Below are 13351 nucleotides of genomic sequence, written 5' to 3' on the forward strand. Positions count from 1 at the left end.
TTCCTACGGGGCGGTGGTGGCCGTGAGGACACCCTTCAGATCCAGCTGCTCGGCGAGGTGGCACGCGACTCTGCGGCCCCCGATCTCGCGCAGCTGCGGGACTTCGGTCGCACACCGGGCTTCGGCGTACCCGCACCGGGGATGGAACGGGCAGCCGGCCGGCACCTTGGACGGATCCGCGATCTCGCCGCTGAGCTTGATCCGCTCGCGCTGCCCGCGGGATGCGGGGTCCGGATCCGGTACGGCGCTGAGCAGCGCCTCGGTGTACGGGTGCAGGGGCTTGGTGTAGAGCTCTTCGGTCGACGCGCTCTCGACCAGCTTGCCGACGTACATCACCGCGACGTCGTCGGCGACGTGCTCGACGATGCCGAGGTCGTGGGAGACGAACAGATAGGTGAGCCCGGACTCCTCCTGCAGATCCTTCAGCAGGTTGAGGATCTGGGCCCGGACCGAGACGTCGAGTGCGCTCACCGCCTCGTCCGCGACCACGAGTCGCGGCTCGGTCGCGAGTGCCCGGGCGATCACGACCCGCTGCCGCTCGCCGCCGCTGAACGCGTGCGGGTAGCGATGCGCGTACTCCGCTCGCAGCCCGACGCGACGCAGCAGCGCGGCGACCTTGTCGTCGATCTCGTCGCGCGATCCGGCGTCCTGGACCCGCAGCGGCTCCGCGATGATGTCGCGCAGCGTCTTGCGCGGGTCGAGCGAGGAGTGCGGGTCCTGGAAGATCAGCCGGACCTGCCCGCGGTACGGCTTCAACTGCTTCTCGTTCAGCGTGGCCAGGTCGACGCCATCGAACATGATGCTGCCCGCGGTCGGCTCGTACGCACGGACGATGCAGCGGCCGAGCGTCGTCTTTCCACACCCGGACTCACCCACCAGCCCGAGCGTGCGACCAGCCTTGATCGACAGGTCGACACCGTCGACAGCCTTCACGTAGCCGCGGTTCCGTCCGAGGAATCCTCCCTGCAGCGGGAAGTGCATGGTGAGGCCCTTGGTCTCCAGCAGGTTCATCGTTCGTCCTCCCCGTACAGCAGGCAGGCAACGTCGATCTCGTCGCTGCGCACCGTCGCCGGCACCGTCACGTCGCACTTCCCCGCCATGAACGCGTCACACCGCGGATGAAAACGACACCCCGAAGGACGCTCGTACGGCGGTGGCACCGTCCCCCGGACGGCGACCAGCCGGTCCCGGCCACGCTGCCCGAGCCGGGGAACCGAGCGCACCAGCGCCTGCGTGTACGGGTGCTTGGGATTACTCAGTACGGCGGATGCCGGCCCCTGCTCCACGACCTCGCCGAGGTACATCACCGCGACCTCGTCGGCGACCTGCGCGGCGACGCCGAGATCGTGGGTGATCAGCATGATCGCCATCCCCAGCTCCTGCTGGAGATCCGTCAGCAGGTCGAGGATCTGCGCCTGCGTGGTCACGTCGAGCGCGGTCGTCGGCTCGTCCGCGATCAGCAGCCGCGGCCGGCAGGCCAGCGCCATCGCGATCATGGCTCGTTGCCGCATGCCACCACTGAGCTCGAACGGGTACGAGTCGACCCGGCGCTTCGGGTCCGGGATGCCGACCCGGCCGAGCATCTCGATCGCCCGGTCGCGCGCGGCCTGCTTGCCGACGTTCTCGTGCAGCCGGACGGCTTCGACGATCTGGTCGCCGATCGTGTGTACCAGGCTGAGCGAGGCCATCGGCTCCTGGAACACCATCGCGATGTCGGCCCATCGCACCTGCCGCAACCGCTTGTCCTTCGCGGACAGCAGGTCGAGCGGCTCACCGTCCGTCTCGTCGTGCAGCAGGACCTCGCCGCCGACGATCCGGGCCGGCCGCTCGATCAGGCGCAGGATGGATCGCGCGGTGACACTTTTCCCGCAGCCCGACTCGCCCACCACGGCCAGGGTTCGGCCACGCCGTACCGTCAGGCTGACGCCGTCGACCGCCTTGACCACGCCGTCACTGAGCTCGAAGTGGGTCCTCAGCTCACGCACTTCCAGAAGAGGCTGCATCTCCGGACTCCTCACTTGTAGGGATCCGCGGCGTCGCGGAGACCGTCGCCGACGAAGTTCATGGCGAGTACGACGACCACGACCGCGAGGCCCGGCGTCAGCAGCCACGGCGCGGTGGCGACCGCACGGACGTTCTGCGCGCCCTCGAGCAGCACGCCCCAACTGACCGCCGGCGGCTGCAGGCCGAGGCCGAGGAACGACAGGCTGGTCTCGCCGAGGATCATCCGCGGCACCGCCATCGACACCGAGGCGATGATGTGGCTGGCGAACGACGGCACCATGTGGCCGAAGATGATCCCGGTCCGGCTCACGCCGTCGAGCCGGGCCGCCATCACGAAGTCCTCCTCGCGCAGGCTGAGGAACCGGCCGCGGACGTCCCGCGCCAATCCGGTCCAGCCGATCAGCGAGAGGATCACCGTGATCGCGAAGTACCGGGTCAACGGCCCCCAGCCGCCGGGCAGCGCCGCCGACAACGCCATCCACAACGGCAGCGTCGGGATCGACATGATGAACTCGATGATCCGCTGGATGATGTTGTCGACCGTGCCGCCGAGGTAGCCGGAGATGCCGCCGATCAGCATGCCGAGCAGGAAACTGGCGAACACGCCGACGAGTCCGATCGACAACGACACCCGGGCGCCGTGGATCAGCCGCGACAGCAGGTCGCGCCCGGACTGGTCCGCGCCGATCAGGAAGAACGGCTCGCCCGCGGTGGTCGGGCCGATCAGGTGGATGTCGGACTTGATCGGGCCGAGGACGGAGTACCGGTCGCCGTGCACGAACAGCCCGACCTCGATGATCTTCGACTTGTCGACGGTGAAGGTCTGCTCGAACGTCTCCTGGTTGCGCGTCGACGAGTACCCGTAGACGAACATCCCGTGCTCGCCGGAGATGTGCACCCGCTGCGGCGGCGCGTACGGCAGCGCGGTGTGGGCGGTGTCGGCGCTCGCCGGCGCGAAGAAGCCCGCGAGGAGCGCGACGAAGTAGATCGGGATCAGCACGATCAGCCCGATCAGCGCCAGTTTGTGCCGGCGGAACTGCCGCCACATCAACCGCCACTGCGGCAGCGCGCCGTGATCCCGGAGGCTCTTCACCACCTCTTGCGGGGCGACGAGCACCTCGGTCTGCTGGGCCATGGATCTATCCCTTCTGGAACCGGGCGCGGATCCGCGGATCCCACCAGGCCAGGGCGAGGTCGCTGAGCATCGTGCCGATCACGGTCAGCGTGCTGAGGATCAGCACGAAGCTGCCGACCAGGTACATGTCCTGGCTCTTCACCGCGCCGAGCAGCAGCGGACCGCTGGTCGGCAGGCTCATCACGACCGACACGATCGTCTCGCCGCTGATCAGGCCCGGCAGCAACCAGCCGACCGTGCTGAAGAACGGGCTGAGCGACATCCGGACCGGGTACCTGAGCAGCAGCTTCCACTCCGGCAGACCCTTCGCCCGCGCGGTCGCGACGTACGGCTTGTGCAGCTCGTCGAGCAGGTTGGCCCGGGTGATCCGGATCAGCCCAGCCGTACCGGCGACCCCGACCACGACGATCGGGATCCACAGGTGTGCGATCAGGTCGAGCAGCTTGCCCAGGTTCCACGCGGCGTCGGCGTACTGCGGTGAGAACAGTCCGCCGACACTCTGGCCGAAGTACCGGAACCCGACGTACATCATCACCAGCGCGAGCATGAACTCCGGAACGGCCATCCCGATGAAGCCGAGGAACGATGCCACGTAGTCGCCGCCCGAGTACTGTCTCAGCGCGCTGTAGATACCTATCGGGAACGCGATCGCCCAGACGAACAGCAGGCTGGCGATCGACAGCACCATCGACAGCAGCACCCGGTTGCCGATCAGGCTCGAGACCGATTGGTTCCAGGCGAACGACTGGCCGAGGTCACCGTGCAGTACGACGCCGCCGATCCAGGTCAGGTACTGCACCATGAACGGCTTGTCGAGACCGTAGTGCCGCTTCAGCTCGGCGATCTGCGAGTCGGGGATGTCCTGGCCGCGTGCCTCGGCGTTCGCGATCACCGTGGTGGTGTAGTCGCCCGGCGGCAGCTTGATCACCACGAAGGTGACGAACGAGATCGCCGCCAGCGTGATGAACATCCAGACCAGCCGCCGGCCCACGAACCGCAGCATTACTGGCCGATCGAGAACTGCTCGGGGTGGACGATGCCGGGGGCAACCGATTCGTTCATCTGCGCCGGCACGTTGTGGAAGTCGTTCTTGACGACGCCGTACGTGTTCGGCACCGAGCTGATGCCGATGTAGTAGAACTGGTCGGCCGCGATCTGCAGCACCTGCTTGCCCAGGTCGAGCGTCTTCGCCGCGTCCGGCTCCTGCCGGGCCTGCGTGAACAGGTCGAGCTGCTTCTGCACCTCCGCAGGCGGCTTGGTGCCCTTCTCGCCGTGCGACTGGTACCACTGCGCCCAGCCGATGCCGTACCGCGCGCTGCCGTCGTTGGTCGGCACCCAGTAGTGGTCACCGCCGGTGCCGGTTGGCAGCACGAAGGTGCCGCAGGTCCAGGTCCCCGCGTCGTGATCGTTGCCCTTGACCCGTTCCTTGTAGAGGTCCTCGCTGACCGGCTGGGCCCGCAGCTCGATACCGACGGCGGCCCAGCGCTTCTTGATGAACTCGATCGCCTCGACGTGGTCCGGGAACGACTCGCTGATCAGTACGGTGACCGACACGGGCTTGCCGTCGGCGCCGAGCCGCCGGCCGTCGCCGGACTTCTTCGTCAGCCCGGCCGCGTCCAGGTGCTGGTTGGCCTTGGCCGCGTCGAATTCCAGGAACTGCGTGGCCAGTTGCTCGTTGTAGTACGGCGAGTCCTTCGCCGGCGCGCCCTGCCAGGGCTCACCCTGACCGGCGTACACCGCGTCGATGACCTCCTTGCGGTTGATCGCGTGCGACAGCCCGGCCCGGAACTCTTTGTTCGAGAACAGCGCCCGCTTGGCCGGGTCCTTGTGGGTCAGGTTGAGCCCGAGGACCATCGTGTTGGTGAGCTGCGTCGGCACCTCGAAGATCTTGTAGGCGCCCTTCGCCCGGTTCTGCGCCACCACCGGCTTGTTCTGCGCGGTGCCGAAGTTCCGGTACTGCATGCCGAACTCGCCGTTCATCACCTTCAGCAGCTCGACCTGCGCGTCCTGCACGACCTCGACCCGGCAGTTGTCGATGTACGGCAGCTGCCTGCCGGCGTCGTCGACCTTCCAGTAGTACGGGTTCCGGGTCAGGGTGACCGCGGAGCCCTTGCCGAGCGCGGTGGTCACCTTCCACGGCGCCAGCGTCGGCTGCTCCGGGTTGGTCCACGGGTTCTGCTTCTGGTTGAACAGGTCGACCCAGCTCCCGACACCGGCCTTCTTCGCCAGCGCGTTCGCGCTCTTGTTGTACTTCAGGTGGAACTGCTGGAAGTAGTGCTTCGGCAGCAGCATCCCGTAGGCGCCTTCACGCTCGAAGATGGCATCGGCGATCTGGACGAGCAGCGAAGGCTGCGGCGACGAGTACGTCATCTTGACCGTTCGCTCGTCGACCTTCTCGACCTTCGCCATCTTGTTGGTGTCCGGCGACAGGAACGCGTCGTACAGGCCGTCCGGGTGCAGACCTTCGTCACACTGCACCTCGAGGATCGTGAACAGCAGGTCGTCCGCCGTGCACGGCTTGCCGTCCGACCACTTCAGGCCTTCGCGCAGGGTGAAGGTGTAAACCTTGCTCTCGGCATCGACCGTGAACTCGGCGGTGTTCGCCTCCAGCTCGTCGTACCCGGGCTTGCCGACCTTGTCCGGCTTCCAGCGCAGCAGCGGCTCGTAGTGCATCGCGTACCACAGCCACTGGGTGTCTTCCTGCGTCAGCATCGCCGAGCGCCAGGTCCCGCCGTACTGCGCCTTGCCTTCGAGCGGCTTGATCACGGGCGGGTTCTTCGGCAACCGATCCGCCAGCGGGGGCAGCGATCCCTTGTCCACCAGGGCTTTCAGCATCGGCGACTCCTTCTCGCCGGCTGCGGCGACCTGCGCGCCGGAGCCCGCGGGTTTGGTGTCGAAGAAGCCACACCCAGGGATGGTTGCCACGGCCAGCAGCCCCAGACCGCCCTGCAGCAGCCGGCGCCGATTGATTGTGCTTTCAGACATCTCTACCTCACTGCTGCTCGAGCGCGATGTTGCTGAACTGCGCGGTCCCGTAGTCGACGAGGTCGTTGTCGACCTGGCCGCCATCGACCGCGAACCCGATGTAGAAGGTCCGGCTCGGCATCATGATCTTCTCGTAGCCGAAGCGGTCCCACGTGACTTGATCCGTCGAGATGAAGGCCTCGAACTCGACCTCCCTGGCCTGCGGACGCTCCCTGCGGAGCAGCCGCAGCCAGTACTGCTTGGTCGGGTCCATATAGGTCCCGTCCCACGGCCAGGGGCCGACGCTCGGATTCGGGCCGTCGGTCTGGATCCGGATCGCCTGCGCCTTCATCCCGCCGTCGTCGGTGGTGTCCGGCGCGGACCCCGCATTGTCGTTCACGGTGCCGTACCCACCGGCGACGCCGAAGCCGACACCGCCGTACATGAAAGGTGCGGCCGGGTCGAGAGTGTCGCGGATCATCAGGCCGGCGGTGATGCCGTTGGCAACTTTGCCGAGCTTGTCCAGCCGGGTGGTGAGTTGCCAGACCGAGCCGGCGCCGCCGACCTGGAGCTTGCGGTACACGTAGTGGAAGTTGCTGGTCCGGCCGTAGATCCGGCCGGAGCCCTTGATCGTCAGGATCCCGCCGTCCAGGCTGCCTGAGCCGGGCACCGGCGGCCTCCCCACGGACGCCGACGTCCAGCCCGTCGTACCCACCTGCTTGTTGACGTGGATCTGCACCGCGGTCGACTGGGTCGCCGTACCGTTCTGGTCGGTGGCCCGCGCGGTCAGCCAGTAGGAGCCGTCGGCAACGTTCTTCCATTGGATCTGGTACGGCGCTTTGCTCGCGGTGCCGATGACCTGATCGCCGGCGAAGAACTCGACCTTCGCGAGCTGACCGCCCTTCGCGGCGGCTGCGTCGGCCTTGATCGTCACGGTCGGCGCGGTCCGGCCCGGGATGGTCTGGTTCTGCGACGGGCTGGTGATCCGGATCGCGGGGTTGCCGACCGGGTCCGGGACGAGCGAGTTGAGGTAGTTCTCCAGGTAGGTGTAACCGTTCGGAGCGACCTTCTGCGCGTCGGACGGGTCGTTCGGGTCCAGGCCGTTCGCCGTCTCCCACCAGTCCGGGATGCCGTCGTGGTCGGAGTCCACCGGCGCCTCGGTCTGCACGAGCTCCGGGTAACCGCCGACCTCCTTCTGCGAGTTGATCAGCCGGCCGGTGCCGTTGCGGACCTCCTCGACGACCCGGGCGTCGGCCGCGTCGCGCTTCGGCAGGATCGCGCCGGCGTTGGCCAGCACCGCGTCGTACGCCTTCGCGGCCGCCTGGATGTCGCCGCGGCCCGGGATCGGCTGCGGCTCGGTCAGCTCGACGATGCCGCCGATCGGGTAGCGGATGCCGCGCCGGTTGTGGGCGGTGACGTCCGGGTGGCCCTCGACCTGGTTGCCGGCGACGTACCACTGGCCGCCCCGGTTCGCACTCAGGACGACGGGCGCGACCTCGCCCAGCGTGGTCGGACCGGGCTTGTAGAAGTTGTTCATGATGTTGATGCCGTTGGCCCACTCACCGCCGTACACCGAGGTGTAGCCGTGGTCGTAGACCACGTTGTTGTAGTGGTCGACCTCGAGGTTGATGCCCTCGGTGTAGCCGAAGCGCGGCTGCCGGCCGCCCTGGTGGGCGATCAGGTTGTGGTGGTACGTGTTCCGCTCGCCGCCCCAGATCCCGCCGTACCCGTGCCGGTTCTTCGGGTGCGCGGACAGCGCCAGCCCTTCGGACACGATGCACCACTGGACGGTGACGTCGAAGTTCCCGTACGGCGAGAGGCACTCGTCGACCGCCCAGCTGAACGAGCAGTGGTCGATGATCAGGTTGCGGATCTCCGGGCTCACCGAGCCGGGCACGTTGGTGTTGAACGAGTCGTCCGCGATCTCGTTCTCGTCGCCGAGACGGAACCGGACGTAGCGGATCACGATGTCGTGGGCACTGCCCTTGATCCCGGTGCTGTGACCGGCCACGCAGATGCCGCCACCAGGAGCGGTCTGTCCGGCGATGGTCAGGTTGTTGCCGGCGATCTGCAGGCCGGTTTCCAACTGGATCGTGCCAGAGACCCGGAACACGATGGTCCGGTTGGAGCCGGAGACGGCGTCACGGAGCGACCCGGGTCCGGAATCGGCCAGCGTGGTCACTTCGTACACGGATCCGCCGCGGCCGCCGGTGGCCCACTTGCCGGCGCCCTCGGCACCGGGGAAGGCGGGCAGCCGGTCATCGGTGCTGACCGCGGACTTGGCAGTCGCCGTCGGCGTGATGCCCAGGGACGCGACGCCGATGGCGGCAGCGGTCGTTCCGACGAAGCCACGTCGGGACCAGCCGGGCGGCGTCGGGGGCGGCTCCGCGGCTGATCGGGTGTCCGGGGAGGTTTCGGTCATCGTCCATGCCTCGCTTTCGGCAGGGGGCGGCGGCTGCTGAGTCGCGCAGTCTGAATATCTAGTCAAGTCCGAATGGAACGACGGCCCTCATGGTCACGGAGGTTACGAGCCGATGTCAAGGGCGTGACGCCGAGAAATTGCAATCGTTTGCACGCGGGAGATTGTGAGTCCGCAATCGTTTGCACTGAACTCTTGCCCCGACGTCCGGCGCGGTGGTTACCTTGCCTGCATGCCCTTGCGCCCACTCCCCCTCGGTAGCACGAAACTCAGCGGCGGGTTCTGGCTGGACCGGCAGCGCACCAACCGCGACACGACCATCCCGGCAGCGGCGGAGCGGCTCGAGGAAGTCGGCACGCTCCGGAACTTCCGCGCTGCGGCCGGGCAAGAAGCGGCTGGGTTCGCCGGCAAGCTCTTCGCCGACACGGACGTCTACAAATGGCTCGAGGCAGTCGCCTGGGAACAGGCCCGCGAGCCGTCCGCCGACCTCGCCGGATGGCAGTCCGGCGCGAGCGCGTTGGTCGCGGCGGCGCAGGAGCCCGACGGATATCTGAACACCCACACCCGCCTGGCGCTCGGCGGTCAGCGCTACGGCGACCTGGAGAAGGGCCACGAGCTGTACTGCGCGGGCCACCTGTTGCAGGCAGCCGTCGCGCAGGTCCGTGCGACCGGGGATCGCACCCTGCTCGACGTCGCCTGCCGGTTCGCGGATCACCTGTGCAAGACATTCGGGCCGGGCCGGCTGGAGGGTGTCGACGGTCATCCGTTGATCGAGATGGCGCTCGTCGACCTCTATCGCGAGACCGGCACAGCGGCGTACCTGGAGCTGGCGTCGTACTTCGTCGAGGCCCGTGGCCACGGGTTGCTCACTCCCCCGGGCCACCATGGGCCGGCGTACTTCCAGGATCACTTGCCGGTGCGCCAGGTCCGCACGATCGCCGGCCACGCGGTCCGGGCGCTGTACCTCGCGGCCGGCGCGACCGATGTCGCGGTCGAGACGTCGGATGCCGAGTTGCTCGAGGCGTTGCAGACGACATGGCAGACGATGGTCGAGAGTCAGATGTACCTGACCGGTGGCGTCGGGTCGCGCTGGTACGGCGAGGCGTTCGGCGACCCGTTCGAGCTGCCACCGGACGCGGCGTACTGCGAGACCTGCGCCGCGATCGCCGGCGTGCAGTGGAGCTGGCGGTTGCTGCTGGCAACGGGTGAGAGCAAGTACGCCGACCTGATCGAGCGGACGCTCTACAACGCGGTGATCTCCGGTGTCTCGCTCACCGGCGACCGGTTCTTCTACGTGAACACGTTGAAGGTCCGGGCCGATGCCTTCGCCGACGATCAACGGTCCGCGGTCGGCGGCCGGCAGCCCTGGTTCGGTACCGCGTGCTGCCCGCCGAATGTGATGCGGACGCTGTCGTCGCTGGATCAGCTGGTTGCGACCTCGGACGACGACGGCGTACAGGTGCAGCTGTACGCACCGGCTTCGGTGGCCGCTGACATTCCTGTCGGCCACGTGGGGTTCGAGGTAGCGACGGAATACCCGTGGCACGGCACGGTGCGGGTGCGGATCACGTCGGCGCCGGACGAGCCGTGGACGCTCGGGCTTCGGATCCCGGCCTGGGCGGACAGCCATCGGGTGACGATCAACGGGTTCGAAGGGCCGTTGCGGCGGGTGTGGTCGGTAGGCGATGAGGTCGTGCTCGAGTTGCCGGTCGCGGCCCGCCGTACCAGGCCCGATGAGCGGATCGACTCGGTGCGCGGGTGCGTCGCGATCGAGCGCGGTCCGCTGGTCTACTGCTTCGAGCAGCAGGACGCCGACGTCGTACTCGACTCGGCGGTGGTGGCGGCTGGTGAGCTGATCGAGCGGGAGCAGCCGGAGTTGCTCGGTGGTGTGACGACGGTCGAGGTCCCGGGCCGCGATGGGCCGCTGACTGCGATCCCCTACTACGCCTGGGCGAACCGGACGGTCGGAACGATGACGGTGTGGATCCGGGAGATCGCGTGAACTACTGGGAAGATCCGGGTCCCGGGTACGGCGCGCTGGCGCCGCGGGCCGCCGTACGGTCGGATGCTCCCCGGTTGAGCCTGAACGGGCAGTGGCGGTTCCGGTTGGCGCCGTCCGTGGCTGCGGCTGCGGAAGGTTTCGAGGCCGTGGACTTCGACGACTCGGACTGGGATTGGCTGCCGGTGCCATCGTCGTGGCCGATGCACGGGCACGGGAGTCCGGCGTACACGAACCAGAAGTACCCGTTCCCGGTGGACCCGCCGTGCGTGCCGGACGAGAACCCGACCGGCGACCATCGGCTCGTGTTCGAGCTGCCGGCTTCCTGGAGCGGGCCGTCGGTACTGCGGTTCGACGGCGTGGACTCGTGCGCGCGGGTGTGGCTGAACGGGGTCGAGCTCGGCGTGACGCGAGGTTCTCGGCTGCCGGCCGAGTTCGCGGTCGACGACGTGTTGCGGGCGGGGCGGAACGTGCTGGCGGTGCGGGTGCATCAGTGGTCGTCAGGTTCGTACCTCGAGGACCAGGACATGTGGTGGCTGCCGGGGATCTTCCGGGACGTCACGCTGATCTCGCAACCGGTGGACGTCTTCGTCCACGCGGACTATGCGGACGGCGCCGGGTTGTTGCTCGTGGAGTCGGTGCCCGGTGCGGTGGTGCGGATCCCGTCGTTGGACGCGGCGGTGCCCTGTGGGGAGTCGGTGACGATCCCAGGCGTCGAACCGTGGTCGGCGGAGGTGCCGCGGTTGTACGACGCGGTCGTGGAGCTGCCGGGTCAGCGGGTTTCGTTGCGGATCGGGTTCCGGACCGTGGAGATCGTCGACGGGGTACTGCGGGTCAACGGGCGGCGGATCGTGTTCCGCGGAGTGAACCGGCATGAGCACGATCCGGTGTTCGGTCGCGCCGTACCTCATCAGCGGATGCGCGAAGAACTGCTGGTGATGAAGCGGCACAACATCAACGCGATCCGGACCAGTCATTATCCGCCGGACTCGCGGTTGCTGGAGCTGTGCGACGAGCTCGGGTTCTGGGTGATGGACGAGTGCGACTACGAGACCCACGGGTTCTTCCTGCTCGACTGGCGCGGGAACCCGGCCGACGACCCGCGGTTCCTGGACGCCTCGCTGGACCGGATGCGGCGGACGGTCGAGCGGGACAAGAACCATCCGTGCGTCGTGATGTGGTCGCTGGGCAACGAGGCCGGCGTCGGGTCGAATCTCACGGCGATGGCTGCGTGGACCCGCGATCGCGATCCGTCGCGGCCGGTGCACTACGAGGGCGATCTGACGTGTGCGGATGTGGATGTGTACAGCCGGATGTACGCGTCGCATGCCGAGGTGGAGGCGATCGGGAAGCGGGCCGAGAAGCCGCTCGACGATCCTGCGTTGGATGCTCGGCGGCGGGCGATGCCGTTCGTGCTGTGTGAGTATTCGCATGCCGGGGGCAACGGTCCGGGCGGGTTGCCGGAGTACGAGGCGCTGTTCGATGCGTACGAACGGTGCCAGGGCGGGTTCCTGTGGGAGTGGATGGAGCACGGGATCCTGCGGGCCGATGGTTCCTACGGCTACGGCGGCGACTTCGGCGAAGAACTCCACGACGGCACCTATGTCCTGGACGGTCTCGTCTTCCCCGACCTCAGTCCGCAGCCGGTCCTGGCCGAGGTCCACAAGGTCTACGAGCCCGTCCGCATGTCTATTGCCGACGAGACCCTCACGATCACCAACAGGTACGACGTCCGCGACACGAGCCATCTCGCTCTCCACTGGGATGCGGCCGACGAGGGCATCGTCGTCGCGCGTGGCACCCTGGACGTCCCCGTCATCCCGGCCGGTCAGTCCGCAACGCTGAAGCTTCCCGCCCTGCCGGCTCAGAACTGCGAACAATGGTTGACGATCCGGGCCGTGCTCGCCGAGGACAGCCCGTGGGCGGCCGCGGGTCACGAGGTCGCATTCACCCAGGCGAGGGTGACACCAGCCATCCCGCACTCACCCGTGGGGAACCGATGGGCGGTGTCGCGGCTTTCGGGGGTTCTGCGGGTTGGCCCGGGGAGGTTTGACCCCGGGACGGGGCGGCTTGTCGGGTTGCATGGGTGGGAGGTTGAGCATGTGCCGTTGGAGCTGTGGCGGGCGCCAACTCAGCATGATGCGCGCACGTGGGACGCGACGACGTTGGACCGGAAGTCGCGGTGGACGAATGCCGGACTGGATCGGCTCCGGTACCGGACCGTGTCGGTCGACGCGGCCGGAGATGAGCTGACGGTCGTGATGATGGTCGGCGCGGCGGCAACGGATGCTCGGGTGCTGACGACGTACCGGTGGACCTCGGATGGGGACGCCTTGACGGCGGACGTCGAGATCGAGCCGTTGGGTGAGTGGACGGTGCCGTGGGCTCGGTTGGGAGTGACGTTCGGGGTGCCGGCCGGATTCCGGCAGGTGAGTTGGTTCGGGCTGGGTCCGGGGCAGGCGTATCCGGACTCACGGGCAGCGGCGCGGGTCGGACAGTACACGTCGACGATCGACGACTTCCAGGTGCCGTACCTCTATCCCCAGGAGAACGGCGCCCGCGGCAACGTTCGCTGGGCCGAGCTGTCCGGTACGCCGGGACTGCTCCGCCTGACCGGCGATCCGCAGGTCGCACTGACGGTACGCCGGTGGACCATCGCCGACCTGGCCGCCGCGGAGCACCCAGCGGATCTCACCCCCGGAGATCGAGTCTGGATCACGCTGGATGCCCTCCAACACGGCCTCGGCAGTCCGACCAGCGGCGCCCCGATCCTCCCGCCGCACGACCTGCAGGCTCGTCCGCACCGGTTCCGGTTCAGCCTGGGCTGACG

8 protein-coding genes are annotated in these 13351 nt (G+C 68.0%); 2 read left to right on the forward strand and 6 right to left on the reverse strand.

Features of this window, described 5'->3' with window-relative positions:
• Positions 1 to 3: 3 nt before the first annotated feature.
• The 6 genes from OHA18_RS02400 to OHA18_RS02425 are packed head-to-tail and all read right to left on the reverse strand — an operon-like array spanning position 4 to position 8525.
• Positions 4 to 1011, reverse strand: a complete 1008-nt coding sequence (locus tag OHA18_RS02400; protein WP_329001855.1) for an ABC transporter ATP-binding protein — start codon at positions 1009 to 1011, stop codon at positions 4 to 6.
• Positions 1008 to 2003 carry an ABC transporter ATP-binding protein gene (locus tag OHA18_RS02405; protein WP_329001857.1) on the reverse strand — a complete coding sequence of 332 codons (996 nt, stop codon included), beginning with the start codon at positions 2001 to 2003 and terminating at the stop codon, positions 1008 to 1010. Before OHA18_RS02405 ends, OHA18_RS02400 begins: the two co-directional genes overlap by 4 nt.
• Positions 2004 to 2014: 11 nt before the next feature.
• Positions 2015 to 3139, reverse strand: a complete 1125-nt coding sequence (locus tag OHA18_RS02410) for an ABC transporter permease (protein WP_329001858.1) — start codon at positions 3137 to 3139, stop codon at positions 2015 to 2017.
• Between the two features lie 4 nt (positions 3140 to 3143).
• Positions 3144 to 4142 (reverse strand): ABC transporter permease, encoded by a 999-nt coding sequence (locus OHA18_RS02415; RefSeq protein WP_329001860.1) that lies wholly within the window; start codon positions 4140 to 4142, stop codon positions 3144 to 3146.
• Positions 4142 to 6124 carry an ABC transporter substrate-binding protein gene (locus tag OHA18_RS02420; protein WP_329001862.1) on the reverse strand — a complete coding sequence of 661 codons (1983 nt, stop codon included), beginning with the start codon at positions 6122 to 6124 and terminating at the stop codon, positions 4142 to 4144. Before OHA18_RS02420 ends, OHA18_RS02415 begins: the two co-directional genes overlap by 1 nt.
• A gap of 7 nt (positions 6125 to 6131) precedes the next feature.
• Positions 6132 to 8525, reverse strand: a complete 2394-nt coding sequence (locus OHA18_RS02425; RefSeq protein WP_329001863.1) for an Ig-like domain-containing protein — start codon at positions 8523 to 8525, stop codon at positions 6132 to 6134.
• A 229-nt stretch (positions 8526 to 8754) separates the two neighbouring features.
• On the opposite strand from OHA18_RS02425, the gene OHA18_RS02430 reads away from it, so the two are divergent.
• Both OHA18_RS02430 and OHA18_RS02435 read left to right on the forward strand, forming a co-directional pair.
• Positions 8755 to 10524, forward strand: coding sequence for a glycoside hydrolase family 127 protein (locus tag OHA18_RS02430; protein WP_329001864.1), 1770 nt, complete (start codon positions 8755 to 8757; stop codon positions 10522 to 10524).
• Positions 10521 to 13349, forward strand: coding sequence for a glycoside hydrolase family 2 TIM barrel-domain containing protein (locus OHA18_RS02435; protein WP_329001866.1), 2829 nt, complete (start codon positions 10521 to 10523; stop codon positions 13347 to 13349). Before OHA18_RS02430 ends, OHA18_RS02435 begins: the two co-directional genes overlap by 4 nt.
• Positions 13350 to 13351: the final 2 nt, after the last annotated feature.

Source organism: Kribbella sp. NBC_00709 (assembly GCF_036226565.1).
Classification (GTDB): Bacteria; Actinomycetota; Actinomycetes; order Propionibacteriales; family Kribbellaceae; genus Kribbella.

What these genes read in the sequence shown, in the direction of transcription:
- OHA18_RS02400 (WP_329001855.1), bottom strand. Translation starts at nt 1,011, where the DNA reads ATGAACCTGCTGGAGACCAAGGGCCTCACCATGCACTTCCCGCTGCAG.
- OHA18_RS02405 (WP_329001857.1), bottom strand. Translation starts at nt 2,003, where the DNA reads ATGCAGCCTCTTCTGGAAGTGCGTGAGCTGAGGACCCACTTCGAGCTC.
- OHA18_RS02410 (WP_329001858.1), bottom strand. Translation starts at nt 3,139, where the DNA reads ATGGCCCAGCAGACCGAGGTGCTCGTCGCCCCGCAAGAGGTGGTGAAG.
- OHA18_RS02415 (WP_329001860.1), bottom strand. Translation starts at nt 4,142, where the DNA reads ATGCTGCGGTTCGTGGGCCGGCGGCTGGTCTGGATGTTCATCACGCTG.
- OHA18_RS02420 (WP_329001862.1), bottom strand. Translation starts at nt 6,124, where the DNA reads ATGTCTGAAAGCACAATCAATCGGCGCCGGCTGCTGCAGGGCGGTCTG.
- OHA18_RS02425 (WP_329001863.1), bottom strand. Translation starts at nt 8,525, where the DNA reads ATGACCGAAACCTCCCCGGACACCCGATCAGCCGCGGAGCCGCCCCCG.
- OHA18_RS02430 (WP_329001864.1), top strand. Translation starts at nt 8,755, where the DNA reads ATGCCCTTGCGCCCACTCCCCCTCGGTAGCACGAAACTCAGCGGCGGG.